We start from the raw sequence: 17,283 nt of genomic DNA, 5'->3' as shown, positions 1-17,283 counted from the left end.
TTCAGGACTTGCCGGACAAATCCGCCATGCCCTTGAGCAACTCGATCGGCAACGGAAAGACAATCGTCGAACTCTTGTCGCCGGCAATCGAACTCAACGTCTGCATATAACGCAACTGCATCGCCCCAGGCTGACGACCGAGCATCTCGGCAGCCTGCATCAGTTTCTCCGAGGCCTGCAATTCGCCTTCGGCGTGGATGACTTTTGCCCGTCGTTCGCGTTCGGCTTCAGCCTGCTTGGCGATGGCGCGGACCATCGATTCGTTGAGGTCGACATGTTTGATCTCGACGTTGGCGACCTTGATGCCCCATGCATCAGTCTGCGCATCAAGCACCTGCTGGATGTCGATGTTCAACTGCTCGCGCTCGGCCAATAACTCATCGAGTTCGTGTTTGCCGAGCACCGCGCGCAAAGTGGTCTGCGCCAATTGGCTGGTGGCGGACAGGAAATCCTCGACCTGAATGATCGCCTTCTGTGGGTCGAGCACGCGGAAATACAGCACGGCATTGACCTTCACTGAAACGTTGTCACGGGTGATCACGTCCTGCGGCGGTACGTCGAGAACAATGGTGCGCAGATCAACCCGAACCATTTGCTGCACTACCGGAATCAGCAGGATCAGCCCCGGTCCTTTGACCTGCCAGAAGCGTCCGAGCTGGAACACCACGCCGCGCTCGTATTCACGCAGGATGCGGAACGTCGAACCGGCGAGGGCAATCACCAACAGCAGCAGCGCAACAAAACCGATTTGCAGACCCATGATCACCCTCCGAGCGGCGCCGCGTCAGCCGCGGCCACTTGCAGCAACAATCCCTTGCGAGCCACCACGCGCACCGTTTGTCCGGTGTGCAAAGGGGTGGCGCTGAGCACTTGCCAGCGTTCGCCTTGCAGTTGAATCCAGCCATTGCGCGCATCGCCCGGTTGCACGGTGGTGATCGCGGTGACGCTGCCGAGCAGGCCGGCATCACCGCTGACGGCTTGGCGCGGGCGGGTTTTCAGGGCGCGAATCACCAGTGCAATCAATAGCAGCGCGCTGATCAGGCCGAGGCCGATCATCATCGGCACTGGCAATTCGGCGTTGCTTAGAATCAGCGCGCCGATGACGAACATGATGATCCCGCCCAGGCCGATCACGCCGTAATTGGGCAGCGCGGCTTCAGCGATCAGAAACACGATGCCGAGGGTGATCAGCCATAGGCCGACCGGGCTCATCGCTGGCAACGAGCTCTCGGCGGCGAAAGCGGACGCGCTGCTCAGCAGGAGCAAGGCAAAGACACAACATCGGCTGTTCACGTGACTCTCCATGAGCGTCAGTGGCGGGTTCTTTCAGTCTAGTTGAGGGTTGGTCTGGATGAATTTTGATCAATGTGCGGATGTGTCCAGTGAGCGGATTTCCCGTCGCCAGCGGCCCGCCGAACTAGACTAAAAACACAGCAACCACCTTCCGCGCGACACCGAGGTGCATCATGCGAATGGCAAGAAAGGTGCAAAGCAGCCTGACCCGGGCGCATTGCGAATATGACGTCGTCGCTCACCGGCACTCATCGAGCAGCCTGGAAACCGCACGGGTCGCCGGGGTGCCCGCCGAGCGCGTGGCCAAATCGATCATCCTCGACGACCACCACGGGCACTACCTGATGGCCGTGCTGCCGGCCAGCCGTCATCTGGATCTGAGCAAGGTGCGCAACAGCGGCGAATGGCAACTGACCCGCGAAAGCAACCTGGCGCACATCTTCGACGATTGCGAACGCGGCGCGGTGCCGCCGCTGGGCGATTCCTACGGGCTGGACATGGTCATCGACCCGTTGCTGACGCGGCAGAAAGATATTTATCTGGAGGCGGGCAACCACAATTATCTGCTGCACATGAGCATGCCGGAGTTTCTGAAAATGGTGCCGCATGCTGAGGTGCGGGAGTTGAGTCATTAGGCTTTTGTGGCATTTTCATTGACGCCTTCGCGGGCAAGCCTTGCTCCTACAACGGTTTTGGGTGTTCAGTGATTGTGTGACCGCCACAACCTTTGTAGGAGCAAGGCTTGCCCGCGAATGATCTTCCATTCACCGCTATTTCCAAGGATCACTGCAATGGAAAACCCAAACCACAGCCTCCCATCTCTCTTCAAACAACTCGGCCTGGACAACGACCCGGTCAGCATCGACCAATTCATCGCCGCCCATTCCCCGCTCAAACCCGAGCTGCACTTGGCCGATGCGTTTTTCTGGACGGATAGCCAGTCGCAGTTTTTACGCGATGAGATTCTGGAGGATGCCGATTGGGCGGAGGTGGTGGATCAGTTGAATGTGTTGTTGCGCAAGGGAAGACAGGGCTAAGACCGGTGACCTCTGGTCATTCAACTCAGAACCATGGTTGTTGCAGTTCAAAAAATAGACCAAAATCACGACCTCAATTGAGGTCTTTTATTATGCAAAGTGTTCTCGCCGATATGGCTGTCAGTGTTTCCGAGTTAAAGAAAAACCCTTCTGCCGTGCTGAACGGCGCGCATGGTGGAGCAGTGGCGGTTCTCAACCACAATCGCGTTATGGGCTACATGGTTCCAGCGGATGTGTACGAAGCAATGATGGAGCGGCTTGATGATCTGGAGCTTGCTGAAGTCGTTCGCGCCCGCAGCCACGAGACGCCAATTTCGGTAAGCCTGGATGACCTATAAGCTCGAATTTCTGCCATCTGCTTACAAAGAATGGAACAAGTTGGGTCACACACTACGAGAGCAATTCAAAAAGAAGCTGGGCGAACGGCTGAATCTGCCTAGAGTGCCTGCCGATGCGCTGCATGGGATGCCGGATTGTTACAAAATAAAATTGAAGGCTTGCGGCTATCGCTTGGTTTATCAAGTGATCGACGAACGCGTAGTCGTTTCCGTTGTTGCGGTCGGCAAACGGGAGCGCAGTAGCGTTTATGAGAATGCTAAAAAGCGCTGAATGACTTTCGGAGAGATTTTCTCCGCCCGAATAGGCAATTTGTTTCAAAACTTGACTGAAATTCCCCTCCAATGCGATATTGATAGTTAGCAAACTAACAGTGTGCATTTTCCCGTGCCCGATTCCCTCGACGCTCTCCAGATGAACATCAGCAGTGCCATGGTGGTGGCCGCCAGGCATTGGCGGAAGATCTGCCAGACCACGCTGGTCAACTATGGAATCTCCGAAGCCTGCGCCGTGCCGCTCTTGATGATCGGCCGTTTGGGCGAGGGTGTGCGGCAGGTGCAGGTGGCGCAGGCGGCCGGGATGGAGAGTCCGTCGCTGGTGCGTCTGCTCGATCAGTTGTGTCATTCGGGTTACGTCTGCCGTACCGAAGATGCCCACGATCGCCGCGCCAAGTGCTTGAGCCTGACCGACACCGGGCGTGAACTGGTGCAAGCGGTGGAGATCGAACTGGTGCGTCTGCGTCATGAAGTGCTTGAGGGCATCGACCAGAGCGATCTGGAAGCTACGCTTCGGGTACTCAGAGCTTTTGAGGCGGCCAACCCGCCATTGGTGGTTAATTCTTGAACGGTTTTTTCTCCGGCATTCCGCCGGCCCGGGACTGGTTCTACGGGGTGCGGACTTTTGCAGCGTCGATGATTGCGCTGTACATCGCCTTGCTCATGCAAATGCCGCGTCCGTATTGGGCGATGGCCACGGTTTACATCGTCTCCAGCCCGTTCCTCGGCCCTACCAGCTCGAAGGCTTTATACCGTGCGATCGGCACCTTTCTCGGTGCGGCAGCGGCGGTATTTTTCGTGCCGATGTTCGTGCAGAGCCCGTATGTGCTGGTGGTGGTGATCGCGCTATGGACGGGGATTCTGTTGTTCATGTCCCTGCATTTGCGCACCGCCAACAGCTACGCATTGATGCTCGCCGGTTACACCTTGCCGCTGATTGCCTTGCCGGTGGTGGATAACCCGCTGGCGGTGTGGGACGTGGCCGAAGCACGCACGGAAGAGATTTTCCTCGGCATCGCTGTCGCCGCCGTGGTCGGCGCAATGTTCTGGCCGCGACGCTTGGCGCCGGTGTTCAACGACGCCGTGAGCAAGTGGTTCGCCGACGCAACCACCTACAGCCTGAAATTCCTCAGCCGCGACGTGCAGCCAGAAGAAGTCACCGCGCTGCGCATGGCCATGGTCGCCAACTTCAACAGCCTCGAATTGATGATCGGCCAGTTGCCCCACGAAGGCTCGCGACCACAAACCGTACGCAACACCAAAGAATTGCGCGGGCGCATGATTCATCTATTACCGGTGATCGATGCGCTGGAAGATTCGCTCTACGCCCTCGAACGGCGCACGCCTGAGTTGGTGGAAAAATTCGAACCGCTGCTCGTCGCGACCCGCGAATGGCTCTGCCATGAAGACGCCGATCTCGATCGCTGGCAAGCGCTGAAAGATCAGCTCGAAGCCCAGCAGCCGAGCGCTGAAGCGCTGGAAGATCGCCGGCAACTGCTGTTCTCCAACTCGATCTACCGGCTCGGTGAATTCATCGATTTGTGGCAGGACTGCCGCAGCCTGCAGGACGCGATTGTCTGCGAGCGTCAGGACAACTGGCGCGCGGTTTACCGTCACTGGCGACTGGGTCGGCTGACACCGTTTATCGACCGTGGGCTAATGCTTTACTCGGTCGCTTCGACGATTCTGGCGATCATCACCGCCTCGGTGCTGTGGATTCTGCTCGGCTGGCCGGACGGCGGCAGCGCGGTGATTCTGGCGGCGGTGGCGTGCAGCTTCTTCGCCTCGATGGACGACCCGGCGCCGCAGATATACCGGTTCTTTTTCTGGACTGGCATGTCGGTGCTGTTCGCCAGCCTTTATCTGTTTTTGATTCTGCCCAACCTGCACGACTTCCCGATGCTGGTGCTGGCGTTTTCCATCCCGTTTATCTGCGTCGGCACGCTGACGGTGCAGCCGCGTTTCTACCTCGGCATGCTGCTGACGCTGGTCAACACCTCGTCGTTCATCAGTATTCAGGGCGCTTACGATGCGGACTTTTTCGCCTTCGTGAACTCCAACCTCGCGGGGCCGATCGGTCTGTTGTTCGCGTTTATCTGGACGCTGGTGGCGCGCCCGTTTGGTGCCGAACTGGCGGCGAAACGCCTGACCCGTTTCAGCTGGAAAGACATCGTGCACATGACCGAGCCGGCCAACCTCGCCGAGCACCGCAAATTGGGCGTGCAATTGCTCGATCGGCTGATGCAGCACCTGCCGCGTCTGGCACTTACTGGCCAGGACACCGGCATCGCCATGCGCGAAGTGCGCGTCGGTCTGAACCTGCTCGATTTGCTCGCCTACACGCCACGGGTGACTGGCGCGCCGAACGCTTTGTTGCAGCAAGTGGTCAGTGAAGTCGGTGAGTATTTCCGCGCTTGCCTCAAGGCCGGCGAACGCTTGCCGGCGCCTGCTCCTTTGCTGATGACCCTGGATCGCACCCGCCGTGCGCTCAATGGCCACGGCGACGATGAAACCCGGCTAAACCTGCTGCACGCCTTGAGCGGTTTGCGTCTGGCGTTACTGCCCGGCGTTGAATTCGTTTCCAGCGCCGAGCCCGAAGAACCGCTGCCCGATGGAGCGCCCCTATGATCGGTGATCTGGACATCAGCGGCATTTTCCTGCCGACCTTGCTGGTGTTGATGGGCATCACTTATGTGCTGTTTTTGTTGGTGCATGCCGTGCTTACGCGCGTGCACTTTTACCGTCTGGTCTGGCACCGGGCATTGTTCAACGTGGCGCTCTACGCGGTACTTCTGTACGGCGTGGACTCACTCAGTCGATACCTGATGACATGAAAAAACCGTTTTTGACCATCGGTCGCGTGGTACTGACCCTGCTGATCGTGACTTTTGCCGTTGTCCTCGTCTGGCGCATGGTGATGTATTACATGTTCGCGCCGTGGACCCGTGACGGCCACATTCGCGCCGACATCATCCAGATCGCCCCGGACGTGTCCGGGCTGATCCAGCAGGTTGGCGTGAAGGACAACCAGTTGATCAAGCGCGGTCAGGTGCTGTTCAGCATCGATCAGGATCGCTTCAAGCTGGCGTTGCGTCAGGCCAAAGCGACTGTCGCTGACCGCGAAGAAACCTTGGCTCAAGCCCAGCGCGAAGCCAAGCGTAACCGTGGCCTCGGTAATCTGGTACCGGCCGAGCAACTGGAAGAAAGCCAATCGAAGGTCGCCCGTGCGCAATCAGCACTGGCCGAAGCCATGGTCACCGTGGACAGCGCCCAGCTCAACCTCGATCGCTCGGTGATTCGCAGCCCGGTCGACGGCTACGTCAACGACCGCGCGCCGCGTCCGCAGGAGTTCGTCACCGCCGGGCGTCCGGTGTTGTCGGTGGTCGACAGCAATTCGTTCCACATCGACGGCTATTTCGAAGAGACCAAACTCGACGGCATTCATGTCGGTCAGTCGGTGGACATTCGCGTGATCGGCGACCGCGCCAAACTGCGCGGGCATGTCGAAAGCATCGTTGCCGGTATCGAAGACCGCGACCGCACCAGCGGTAGCAACCTGCTGCCAAACGTCAACCCCGCGTTCAGTTGGGTGCGGCTGGCGCAGCGGATTCCGGTGCGGATTGCCTTTGATGACGTGCCGGAAGATTTCCGCATGATCGCCGGGCGCACTGCCACGGTATCCATCATCGAAGACTCGAAAGTCGACGATAAAAAGCAGGAGCCCGCGCAATGAGCAGGGCCCTGATGATCGCCGGGTTGGGCGTGATGTTGTCGGCTTGCCAGATGGTCGGGCCGGACTATCACGTGCCTGAGAATTCGGCGGTTCAGCGCAAGGATTTTCAGGGCGAACTGGCCGTCGACGGTAAGCCTGTGGTCTCGGCACCGGTGCCGGCGGACTGGTGGCGGCTCTATAAAGACCCGCGCCTCGATCAACTGGTGCAGCAGGCGATGGCCTCCAACACCGATCTTCGCGTTGCTGCTGCCAACTTGCAGCGCGCTCGCGCCCAAGTCGACGAAGCCGAGGCCGCTGGTGGCTGGAGTGCTGGCGTGAAAATGGGCGCCGAGCGTTTGCAGGAATCCGGACAGGCGTTTTTGCTGCCGGAAAAAGTCCCGGTGGCCAATATCGGCGACATCGGCATCAGCGCTTCTTACCAATTCGATCTGTGGGGCACCTTGCAGCGCGGCATCGAAGGCGCCAAGGCCAACGCCGATGCCACTCAAGCCGCCGCTGACACCGCACGCATCACCTTGGTCGCGGACGTGGTTCGCGCTTATACGCAAGTCTGCGCGGCCAACGAAGAACGCGAAATTGCTCAGCATTCCCTCGACCTGCAATCGCAAGGCACCACGCTGATTCAGCGTCTGCGCGACGCCGGCCGTGGCGACGAAACCCAGGTCACCCGTTCGCAAACCCAATTCAAATCCCTGCGCGCCGACATGCCGCGCTATGAAGCGGCGCGTCAGGCCGGGTTGTTCCGTCTGTCGATGCTGCTGGCGAAACCGGTCGATCAATTGCCGGCTGGCACTGCGACGTGCGCCGAGCTGCCGAAGATCGCCCAACTGGTGCCGGTCGGTGATGGCGCGGCGCTGCTCAAGCGTCGTCCGGACATTCGTCAGGCTGAACGACGTCTTGCTGCCGCGACTGCCGGAATCGGCGTCGCCACCGGCGAGCTGTATCCGGACATCAGCATCGGCGCGACCATCGGCACCGTCGGCATCATCGACGACCTCGGTGATCCCTCGACCAACCGCTGGGGCTTCGGCCCGTCGCTAAGCTGGAAAGTACCGACCAACGGCGCCCGAGCGCGCATTCGCGAAGCTGAAGCGACCACCCAAGGCGCTCTGGCGCATTTCGATGGCGTGGTGCTCAACGCCATTCGCGAAACCCAGACTGGCCTCGCCCAGTACAGCGCGCTGCTGCAACGTCGCGACGCGCTGGCCGATGCCGAGCAGTCGGCGAAACTCGCGGCAGACCAGACGCACCGCTTCTTCCAGGCCGGCCGCGAGTCGTTCCTGGCTGATCTGCAAGCGACCCGCACCTACACCGATGTCACCGCGCAACTGGCCGCTGCCAACACCCAGGTTGCGATGAGCCAAGTCGATTTGTTCCTCGCCCTCGGCGGCGGTTGGGAAAGCGGACGAACGCACGCTCCAAGCCCCGGCAAACCCTGAGGCCGTTGCTATGCTTTGAAGTGTTGGAAGGGCGCCCCGTGCAAAGCACCCTTCCAGCGCACATTGCTAGCGCTGGTCTAGGGGAAACCAATAATGAAAAACCCTTACGCTCTCGGCTTCTGGTGCGCCCTCGCAGCGCTGGTGCTGCTTTCGGCCACCTATTTCTACGGCATCATGCTGGCCCACCAGATCGACAAGGCCATGATCTTTCTCGACAGCACTGTCGCGCTGATCGCGGTCATGGCGATCGTCGTGGTGGCCTGGGCTTCGATTCAGGTTCAGCGCGTCAAGAAACGGCAGCTTGAACAGGGCAAGACCCTCGTGCTGATCTGGGACACCAAAGTCGCCCTGCGTCGGGTCGAAACCGTGTTCGACCGGTATTTCTGGGGCAGCTACTGGCAGCCGGGACGAACGTTCGCCGAAGTCATGGGCGAACTCACCGGTACACCGCTGGAGAAAAGCCTCGAAGCGCTGAAAAAGCAGTGCCTGGAACTCGACAAGCAGATTGATGACGAGGGCTGGCATTGGCTGAACAATGCCCGTGAATTGTCGGATGTCGCCACAGCCATGGCCCGTGAGCGTTATCAGCTGGATTTCTGCGACCCGCGCGCTGATGGGCCGGGTGGGGCGGTGATTGATCGGGATTTCGAAGTGCTGGTCTACACCTGGACCGCGCGACTGAAAAGCTTTGATCATCAGCTGGATGAAATCGAGGTTCAGTATTCCTGATTCTCGGCTGAATCGACCGGCCTCATCGCGAGCAGGCTCACTCCTACATTTGGAATGCGTTCCCCTGTAGGAGTGAGCCTGCTCGCGATAGCGCCCTAAAAAACAGCGAAACTCTTCCAGCCTGGCGACTGTCCATTCTCCCCATAGACACTCTTTCACCTTTAAACATTGGGCCGTCTTGCGCGCCCGGTGCTAATCTCCATCGCTGAATTCAGCGCAGTCGAGCCGCGACCCGGTGACGGGTTCAGGGAAGACGACCACACTCACAGCCACGGAAATCGATCAGGTCATTCATGAATAAATCAGCAGGCGTGCTTCTCGGAATTGTTGTTGCCATCGGCGCGATCAGCGCAGGCGGGGCCTGGTACACCGGGACCAAGATCGAAGGCGTGTTGAACAACGCCGTCAGCAACGCCAACAAAGAGCTGCAGACCGCCATGGCCGGGTCCAACGGCACCGCGTCGCTGGAACTGGTGTCCCTCGATCGCCACACTTTCACCAGCACCGCGCACTATCGCCTCAAGGGCGAAGGCGAGATGTTTGGCGACAAGCCGGTCGAATTGCTCTTCGTCGACCACATCGAACACGGCCCGCTGCCGTTCTCGCGTCTGGTGTCGCTGAAATGGCTGCCGGTCATGGCCACCAGCAACTACGAGCTGGAAAAGAACGCCGCCACCGAGAAGTGGTTCGCCGCAACCAAAGGCGCCTCGCCGCTCAAAGGCGTGACCAACATTGGCTACGATGAATCCACCACCAGCACCCTTGATCTGCTGCCGTTCGAAACCGCGCTGGATGAGCAATCGAGCCTGAAATTCTCCGGCCTGACCATGAACATCTCCGCCAGCGCCCAGGCGCAGAAGGTCAAGGCGGACGGTTACATGGACAACCTGAAACTGGTCACTGTGGCCGAAGATCAGGCGCCGGTGCAGGTTGAACTCAACGGTCTGACCCTGGCCAGCAATCTCGCCAAGAGCAGCTACGGCTATTACACCGGGGAAAACACCCTGGTGCTGACCAACAGCAAAACCACCTTCGGCACCAAACAATCGGTGCTCGGCGTGAAGAACTTCGAAATGAAGAACCTCACCGAAGAAAACGGCAGCAATGCCTCCGGCCGCGCGGACTACAAAGTTGGCGAAGTGTCGCTCAACGACAAGAAAATCGGTTCGGCGAACATGGCCATGAGCCTGAAAAACCTCGACATCCCGTCGACGATGTCGCTGATGCAGATCTACCAGACCAAACTGCAGCCGTACGAAAAAGCCGCCGCCGAGGCTGCAGCTCAAGGCTTGCCGGCTCCGGAGCTGAACCTGACTGAAGCTGAAAACGCCCAGGTCAAAGCCGATCTGCAAAAACTGCTGGCCGCCGGCCCACAGTTTGCGCTGGAAAACCTCTCGTTCAACACTGCCAACGGCGAGAGCAAAGCCAATCTGGTCATCGACCTGACCAAACCGCAATCGATGGATTTGCCGCCGGATCAGTTGGGCAAACAGCTGATCGCATTGCTTGATCTGAATATTCAGGTGTCCAAGCCGATGCTGGTCGATTTGCTCAGCGTGCAGGCGCAACTGGATGGCCAGACTGACGCCAAAGCCATCGTCGATCAGTCCAAGGAAGCGGCGGACATGTTCGCCGGTATGGCAGTCGGTTCGCAGTTGGCCGTGGTCGACGGTAGCAACGTCGTGACCAAACTGCATTACGCCGCCAATCAGGTCGAATTCAACGGCCAGAAGATGACCGTCGAGCAGTTCGTCGGATTCCTGATGAGCAAGTTCGCCGGCGTCACGCAAGTGCAGTAATCCTGCGCTCTTAATAGCAACGCCCGGCCTCTGTGTTGAACAGACGCCGGGCGTTTTGCTGTCTGGCGTTCGGGTTTTGGCTGTTGCGGCGCAACCGTCGTGACGATTCTGAACAATTATTGTGTTCTGAATTCTGGTCTACGCTTGCGTGCAAGACTGCCTGACTAAGCTTGGCCGTTGGATGTGCACTGGCGGCCACCGTTACGAATGGGCAAGGAGGGCATTGCGACCCGGCTGGCCATGTAAGGATGCTGACGAATGCCGCGTATTGATGTTCCTGTATTGCATCGTGGTTTACGCCCTTTGTTCCGTGTTGCGCTGTGCAGCCAGTTGCTCTGGCCGGCACTGGCGTTTGCCGACACACCCTACGATCAGATGGTGCGCGACGCCCGTGCCGGGCAAACCACGCCTGCGCTGACGGTGCTGCGTCAGGTGCCGCCGGGCCAGTCGACCACCGGGCAGATCAGCGATCACCTGCAAATCGCCAGTTGGGCCGGGCTCGACGCTGAAGTGGTGCAGGTCTATGAAACCCAGGGTCGCGATCGCGTCTTGCCGGTGCAGGCGCTGACTGCAACGGCGCGCGCCTATCGCAACCTCAAGCGCTGGGATCAGGCGACCCAGGTCTATAACAAGGCCCTGGCGCTGGAACCGGACAACGCCGACCTGCAACTGGGCCTGGCCCTGACGCAGGCGGATGCCGGCAAGCCCGACGAAGCGGTGACCCGCGCCAAGGCGCTGGTCGCAGCCAAACCCGATGATCCTTCCCGTCGCCTCGCGCTGGGCTATGCACTGACCCGCGCGGGCAAGCAATACGACGCGCTGTTCGAATACGATCAGGCCTTCAAACGCGCCGGCAGCAAACCGGAAGTCGCCCGCGAATACGTGGTCGCTTTGCAAAAAGCGCGACTCCCGGAGCCAGCACTGCGCCTGGCCAACCAACGCCCGGGTCTGATTGATCCGGTCACGCTGCGCCGCCTCGAAGGCGATCTGGCCGCCGAACGCGTGCGCCTCGCCGAACTCGCTACCCGCAGTGAAAAAGAACGCTACGTCATCGCCGACCGCGCCCTGGCCGACTACGACAAACTGCTCGCCACCTGGACACCGGACGCGACCGCGCATGACGACGTCACCCGCTGGCGCATCGACCGCATGGGCGCACTCAAGGCCCGCGCGCGCACCGCCGACGTCATCACGGAGTACCAGAAGCTGCAAGCCGAAGGCGTGAAGATTCCGACCTATGCCTTGCGTTGGGTGGCGGCGTCCTATCTGGATCAGCGCGAACCGGAAATCGCCACCGACCTCTATCGCCAGGTGCTGGCTGCACCGGACGCCGATGTCGGCGACCGCCTCGAAGACACCACCGCGCTGTATTACGCGTTGCTGGAAAGCGACCGCGCCGACGAGGCACGTAAAGTGGCGGAAGACGCCGCCAAGTCGCAGCGCCCGCGTATCGAGCTCAAGGGCTTGCCGATCGGCAACCCCAACGATGAATGGATGGACGCCCAGCAACTCGCCGCGCAGGCCGGTACCTACGGTTCCGATTTGCCGCACGGTGAAGAGCGCTTGCAGACCTTGGTCGATCAGGCCCCGGGCAATATCGGCTTGCGCCTGGCCCAGGCCGATTTGTACCTGGCCCGCAACTGGCCGCGCCGTGCAGAAATGCAGCTCAAGGAAACCGAGAGCATCGTGCCGCGCGACATGGGTCTGGAAATTGGCCAGGCGCACACGGCCATGGAGTTGCAGGAATGGCGGCAAATGGATGCGCTGACTGACGACGTCGTCGCGCGTTACCCGGACAACCGCCAAGTGCAGCGTCTGGCGCGTGAGCGCGAAGTCCATGACATGTCCGAGCTGCGCGTCGAAGCTTACGGCGGCAAGGCCAACGGTGGCGGCAGCAGCGGTGCCGGGGCGGTCAGCGGCAGCCGCGATTTCGGCATTCAAAGCACGCTATACAGCCCGCCAATCGATGAAGACTGGCGCGTGTTTGCCGGCGTCGGATACGCCACCGGCGACTTTGCCGAAGGCACCGGCAACCATCGCTTCCAGCGTGTCGGCCTGGAGCGGCGCACCCGCGACATGACCCTCGAAGCCGAAGTCTCCAATCACGATTACGGCTACGGCGACAAACAGGGCGCGCGTCTGGCGATCGCCCGCGACATCAACGACCACTGGCAGTACGGCGGCAGCCTTGAATACCTCTCGGCTGAAACACCGCTGCGCGCGCTCAACAGCGACATCAAGGCCAATGGTGGCAGCGGTTTCATTCGCTGGCGCGCCAACGAAAGCCGCGAGTGGCGTCTGGCGGTGAGCCCGTCGCATTTCAGTGACGGCAACAACCGCGTCGAAGCTTTGCTCACTGGCCGCGAAGGCGTTTACAGCGCGCCGAACGTGCAGGTCGACGCCGGTCTGGAGGTCGGCACCAGCCACAACTCCAAGTCTGATGACGTGCCGTACTTCAACCCCAAATCCGACTTCAGCGTGATGCCGCTGGTCAACGTCAATCACGTGCTCTACCACCGCTACGAAACTTCCTGGAGTCAGCAATTCCAGGCCGGCGCGGGGACGTACAGCCAGCGTGATCACGGCACCGGCGGCATGGCCCTGCTCGGTTACGGGCAACGCTATGCCTGGAACGACGTGTTCGAGGTGGGCGGTTTGTTCAGTGTGATCAACCGGCCCTACGACGGTGATCGGGAGACCGATCTGCGTCTGCTCGTCGACCTCACTTTCCGCTTCTAGAAGAGTTTGAAGATGCCTTTGATTTCGCGTTTCATCCTTCTGCTGGGAGTGCTGCTGATCAGCGCCTGCGCCCAGCAAGCTCCGGCCTTCGCGCCGCCGTCCGAGCGTCCGCTGGCGGCCAGTGAAAAACCGTGGCCGAAAAATCACGTGCTCGGCATTGCCTACCACGATATCGAAGACCGCGACCCCGATCAGGCCGTGGTGGCGGTGCGCACCGAACGCATGATTGAGCAACTCGCTTGGCTGCGCGAAAACGGCTACAAGCCGGTCACGGTCGACCAGATCATGGCCGCGCGCAAGGGCGGCCCGGAGCTGCCGGCGAAAGCGATTCTGCTCAGCTTCGACGACGGCTATTCGAGTTTTTACACCCGCGTGCTGCCAGTGCTGCGCGCCTACAACTGGCATGCGCTGCTGGCGCCGGTCGGCAGCTGGATCGACACACCGCTCAATCAACCGGTGGATTTTGCCGGTGCGCCGCGTGCGCGTTCCGACTTCCTGACCTGGGATCAGGTGCGTGAAATCTCGCAATCGGGTCTGGTGGAAATTGCCGCGCACACCGACGCCAATCACAAAGGGATTCTGGCCAACCCGCAAGGCAACATGCAGCCTGCCGCCGCGACACGGCGCTACGATCCCGTCACTAAACGCTATGAATCCGAGGCCGATTTCCAGGCGCGTATTCGCACTGACGTGAACAACATCTCGGAGAAAATCCGCAAGGTCACCGGCAAGAAACCGCGTGTCTGGGTCTGGCCTTACGGCACGGCGGACGGTACTTCGCTGACCGTGGTCGGCGAACAGGGCTACGAAATGGCCCTGACGCTGGACGACGGCCTCGATGCCCTCGACAACCTGATGAGCAGCCCACGCTTCCTCGTCGCTTCCGATCCTGACGGCGAACATTTCGCCAACAGTGTCGTCGGGGTGCAGTCGGATTTCACCATGCGCGTGGTGCATGTCGATCTGGACAATGTCTACGACCCGGACCCGGCGCAACAGGACATCAACCTCGGCAAGCTGGTGCAGCGCATGGCTGACATGGGCGCCAACACGGTGTTCCTGCAGGCCTTCGCCGATCCGCAGGGCGACGGCCTGGTGCATTCGCTGTACTTCCCCAACCGCCACTTGCCGGTGCGCGCCGATATTTTCGACCGGGTCGCCTGGCAACTGCGCACCCGTGCCCACGTGAAAGTCTTCGCGTGGATGCCGGTGCTGAGTTTCGGTCTCGATTCGAAGCTGCCGCGCGTCACCCGTTGGGACCCGAAAACCGGCACCACGTCGGTCGACCCGGACCAGTACAAGCGCCTGTCGCCGTTCGATCCGGAAGTACGGCGGATCATTGGCGAAATCTACGAAGACGTCGCGCGCCTGACCTCGGTCGACGGCATTCTTTACCACGATGATGCGGTGCTCTCGGATTTCGAGGACGCCAGCCCTGAAGCCTTGAAAACCTACGCCGCCCAGGGCTTGCCAAGCTCAATCGCCGCCCTGCGCGACGATCCTGCCGCGATGCAGCGCTGGACGCGCTTCAAGAGCAAATACCTCATCGATTTCACCAACGAACTGACTGCCAAAGTCCGCGCGATTCGTGGTCCGCAGGTGCTCACCGCACGCAACATTTTCGCCGAGCCGATCCTCAATCCGCAGAGTGAAGCGTGGTTTGCGCAGAACCTCGACGACTTCCTCGCGACCTACGACTGGACGGCGCCGATGGCCATGCCGCTGATGGAGAAACAGACCCAGGCAGAGTCCGGCCCGTGGCTCGAAGCCTTGGTGGCCACGGTCAAGAAACGCCCCGGTGCACTGGACCGCACGGTGTTCGAATTGCAGGCACGTGACTGGACGAAAAAGGATCAAGCCGACATCGACGGTGCGCATCTGGCCGACTGGATGGGCCGTCTCAAGCGTCAGGGCGCGACCAGTTTCGGTTACTACCCGGACAACTTCCTCGACAACCTGCCGGACCTGAAAACCGTAAGGCCTGCGCTCTCCAACAAATGGAATCCATAACATGCTGGATAGACTGTTAGCCCTGCTTGTTCTGGCGATTGTCCTCGGCGTTCCGCTGGGGCTGATCTTCCTGGTGACCGGGCAGTTCCTGATGGACTTCGTGTTCTTCTACCCGTTGTTCATGTCCGGGTTGTGGATTGCCGGTGGCCTGTATTTCTGGCTGCACTGGGAGCGGCACTGGCCGTGGAAGGACGATACCTTGCCGCCGCCGCTGGAAGGCGAGCCGCTGATTTCGATCCTGATCCCTTGCTACAACGAGGGTGATAACGCCGCCGATACGATTCACGCGGCGCTGGCCCAGCATTACCCGAATATCGAAGTCATCGCGATCAACGACGGCTCCAAGGACAACACCGCACAAGTGCTCGACGCACTGGCCAAAGAAGACCCTCGGTTGCGCGTGCTGCATCTGGCGGAAAACCAGGGCAAGGCGGTGGCCCTGCGCATGGGTGCGATTGCCGCGCGCAGCGAATATCTGGTGTGCATCGACGGCGACGCGTTGCTGGCGCCGAACACGGCGGCGTATCTGGTCGCACCGATGCTGGATAACGCGCGCCTTGGCGCGGTGACCGGCAACCCACGGATTCGTACACGTTCGACGCTGGTCGGGCGGGTACAGGTCGGCGAGTTCTCCTCGATCATCGGCCTGATCAAGCGCACGCAGCGGGTGTTCGGGCGGATCTTCACCGTGTCCGGGGTGATCGTCGCGTTCCGCCGTACCGCGCTGAACCGGGTGGGCTACTGGAGCCCGGACATGATCACCGAAGACATCGACATAAGCTGGAAGCTGCAACTCGATCACTGGAGCATCTTTTACGAGCCGCGCGCGCTGTGCTGGATCCTCATGCCGGAAACCCTTGGCGGCTTGTGGAAGCAACGTCTGCGTTGGGCTCAGGGCGGCGCCGAAGTGCTGTTCAAAAACATTCGCGGCATCTGGCAGTACCGCCATCGTTACCTGTGGCCGCTGCTGTTCGAATACTGCCTGTCGACCGGTTGGGCGTTCACCTTCCTGTTGTCGGTGATTTTCTGGGGCGTCGGCAAGTTCGTCGTCATGCCGGAAGCGATTGCGGTGGATCACCTGATGCCGCCGGCCTTCACCGGTTTGCTGCTGGCCTTCGTCTGCCTGGTGCAGTTCGCGGTCAGCATCATCATCGACCGGCGCTATGAGCCGGGGCTGGGCAAGACCATGTTCTGGGTGGTCTGGTATCCGTTGGTGTTCTGGCTCATCAGCCTGCTGACCACGCTGGTCAGCTTCCCGAAAGTGCTGTTCGGCCAACATCAGAAACGTGCGCGTTGGGTCAGCCCGGATCGGGGTATCAAGCCGATTGGCGACGACGAAGAGGAGGTCATCAAATGAAAATCATCCGGACTCGCCAGCGGCCCTTCCTGGTTGTGGTCGACGTGATCCTTACGGTCATAGCCTGGGTTGGTCTGTTGTTTCTGCTGATCCGCGGGTTATGGCCGCTGATCGAAACGCACGCGGGCGGGCCGCGCATCGACAACTCGGCGTTCGATGCGCTGGGTACCTTGCAGATTTACCTGTGGGTGGCGTTGGTCAACGCGGTGATTCTTATCAGTTGGGCGCGTTACCAGCAGCGCAAAAGTCGCAGCTTCGCCCAGCGCCGGTTGCCGTCGCCAGTGATCGACGATGAAGGGCTGAGCAAGAGCTTCAAGCTGTGCGATGACCGCTTTCAGAAATTGCGCAGCCCCGGGGTGATGACCATTCACAACGATCAGGAAGGCGACATCAGCCATGTGGTGACGCATTTCTGGCCGGTGCAGCAGCAGGAATTGCCACCGCCGTTGGCACCGCTGGAGCATCCGCGCGTGATCTTTCTGCATGCCGAAGACGACGACAACCGCGAGCCTCTGACCCGCTAACCGTACGAACAA

17 protein-coding genes are annotated in these 17,283 nt (G+C 60.4%); 15 read left to right on the top strand and 2 right to left on the bottom strand.

What is annotated here, in order from left to right; all coding sequences use genetic code 11:
* Position 1 precedes the first annotated feature (1 nt).
* Positions 2-760, bottom strand: a complete 759-nt coding sequence (locus tag ACZZ0B_RS25395; RefSeq protein WP_127648438.1) for a slipin family protein — start codon at positions 758-760, stop codon at positions 2-4.
* A gap of 2 nt (positions 761-762) precedes the next feature.
* Positions 763-1,293, bottom strand: a complete 531-nt coding sequence (locus ACZZ0B_RS25390; protein ID WP_463546497.1) for an NfeD family protein — start codon at positions 1,291-1,293, stop codon at positions 763-765.
* Between the two features lie 173 nt (positions 1,294-1,466).
* Between ACZZ0B_RS25390 and ACZZ0B_RS25385 the strand changes: the two genes are divergently transcribed.
* From ACZZ0B_RS25385 to pgaD, 15 genes are all read left to right on the top strand, one after another.
* Complete coding sequence (locus tag ACZZ0B_RS25385; RefSeq protein WP_008080313.1) at positions 1,467-1,928, top strand: aminoacyl-tRNA deacylase; 462 nt, start codon at positions 1,467-1,469, stop codon at positions 1,926-1,928.
* A 156-nt stretch (positions 1,929-2,084) separates the two neighbouring features.
* Positions 2,085-2,330, top strand: a complete 246-nt coding sequence (locus tag ACZZ0B_RS25380) for a DUF2789 domain-containing protein (RefSeq protein ID WP_463546496.1) — start codon at positions 2,085-2,087, stop codon at positions 2,328-2,330.
* Between the two features lie 92 nt (positions 2,331-2,422).
* Positions 2,423-2,668, top strand: a complete 246-nt coding sequence (locus ACZZ0B_RS25375; RefSeq protein ID WP_008080310.1) for a type II toxin-antitoxin system Phd/YefM family antitoxin — start codon at positions 2,423-2,425, stop codon at positions 2,666-2,668.
* On the top strand, positions 2,658-2,939 hold the full coding sequence (locus tag ACZZ0B_RS25370) for a type II toxin-antitoxin system RelE family toxin (protein ID WP_008080308.1): 282 nt from the start codon (positions 2,658-2,660) through the stop codon (positions 2,937-2,939). The genes ACZZ0B_RS25375 and ACZZ0B_RS25370 overlap by 11 nt, the downstream gene beginning before the upstream one ends.
* Before the next feature lie 141 nt (positions 2,940-3,080).
* Complete coding sequence (locus ACZZ0B_RS25365; protein ID WP_008080307.1) at positions 3,081-3,509, top strand: MarR family winged helix-turn-helix transcriptional regulator; 429 nt, start codon at positions 3,081-3,083, stop codon at positions 3,507-3,509.
* Positions 3,506-5,569 (top strand): FUSC family protein, encoded by a 2,064-nt coding sequence (locus ACZZ0B_RS25360; RefSeq protein WP_463546495.1) that lies wholly within the window; start codon positions 3,506-3,508, stop codon positions 5,567-5,569. The genes ACZZ0B_RS25365 and ACZZ0B_RS25360 overlap by 4 nt, the downstream gene beginning before the upstream one ends.
* Complete coding sequence (locus tag ACZZ0B_RS25355) at positions 5,566-5,775, top strand: DUF1656 domain-containing protein (protein ID WP_007917703.1); 210 nt, start codon at positions 5,566-5,568, stop codon at positions 5,773-5,775. Before ACZZ0B_RS25360 ends, ACZZ0B_RS25355 begins: the two co-directional genes overlap by 4 nt.
* Positions 5,772-6,674, top strand: coding sequence for an efflux RND transporter periplasmic adaptor subunit (locus tag ACZZ0B_RS25350; RefSeq protein ID WP_440096756.1), 903 nt, complete (start codon positions 5,772-5,774; stop codon positions 6,672-6,674). Before ACZZ0B_RS25355 ends, ACZZ0B_RS25350 begins: the two co-directional genes overlap by 4 nt.
* Positions 6,671-8,113, top strand: a complete 1,443-nt coding sequence (locus ACZZ0B_RS25345; RefSeq protein ID WP_463546494.1) for an efflux transporter outer membrane subunit — start codon at positions 6,671-6,673, stop codon at positions 8,111-8,113. Before ACZZ0B_RS25350 ends, ACZZ0B_RS25345 begins: the two co-directional genes overlap by 4 nt.
* A 93-nt stretch (positions 8,114-8,206) precedes the next feature.
* Positions 8,207-8,842, top strand: a complete 636-nt coding sequence (locus tag ACZZ0B_RS25340; protein WP_158830283.1) for an NADH:ubiquinone oxidoreductase subunit N — start codon at positions 8,207-8,209, stop codon at positions 8,840-8,842.
* A gap of 293 nt (positions 8,843-9,135) precedes the next feature.
* A complete protein-coding gene (locus ACZZ0B_RS25335; protein ID WP_463546493.1) occupies positions 9,136-10,641 on the top strand; it encodes a YdgA family protein in 1,506 nt (501 codons plus the stop codon).
* A 258-nt stretch (positions 10,642-10,899) separates the two neighbouring features.
* Positions 10,900-13,380, top strand: a complete 2,481-nt coding sequence (gene pgaA / locus ACZZ0B_RS25330) for a poly-beta-1,6 N-acetyl-D-glucosamine export porin PgaA (protein WP_158830285.1) — start codon at positions 10,900-10,902, stop codon at positions 13,378-13,380.
* Positions 13,381-13,392: 12 nt separating this feature from the next.
* On the top strand, positions 13,393-15,390 hold the full coding sequence (gene pgaB / locus ACZZ0B_RS25325; RefSeq protein ID WP_158830286.1) for a poly-beta-1,6-N-acetyl-D-glucosamine N-deacetylase PgaB: 1,998 nt from the start codon (positions 13,393-13,395) through the stop codon (positions 15,388-15,390).
* A 1-nt stretch (position 15,391) separates the two neighbouring features.
* The gene (pgaC, locus tag ACZZ0B_RS25320; protein ID WP_008080296.1) at positions 15,392-16,747 is read left to right on the top strand and encodes a poly-beta-1,6-N-acetyl-D-glucosamine synthase; all 1,356 of its coding nucleotides are present in this window, start codon (positions 15,392-15,394) and stop codon (positions 16,745-16,747) included.
* Positions 16,744-17,271 (top strand): poly-beta-1,6-N-acetyl-D-glucosamine biosynthesis protein PgaD, encoded by a 528-nt coding sequence (gene pgaD, locus ACZZ0B_RS25315; RefSeq protein ID WP_463546492.1) that lies wholly within the window; start codon positions 16,744-16,746, stop codon positions 17,269-17,271. The genes pgaC and pgaD overlap by 4 nt, the downstream gene beginning before the upstream one ends.
* Positions 17,272-17,283 lie beyond the last annotated feature (12 nt).

This window comes from Pseudomonas sp. AC247 (assembly GCF_979258015.1).
The sequence above is the reverse complement of the archived record's forward strand: the minus strand, read 5'-3'. Positions and strand labels throughout refer to the sequence as shown.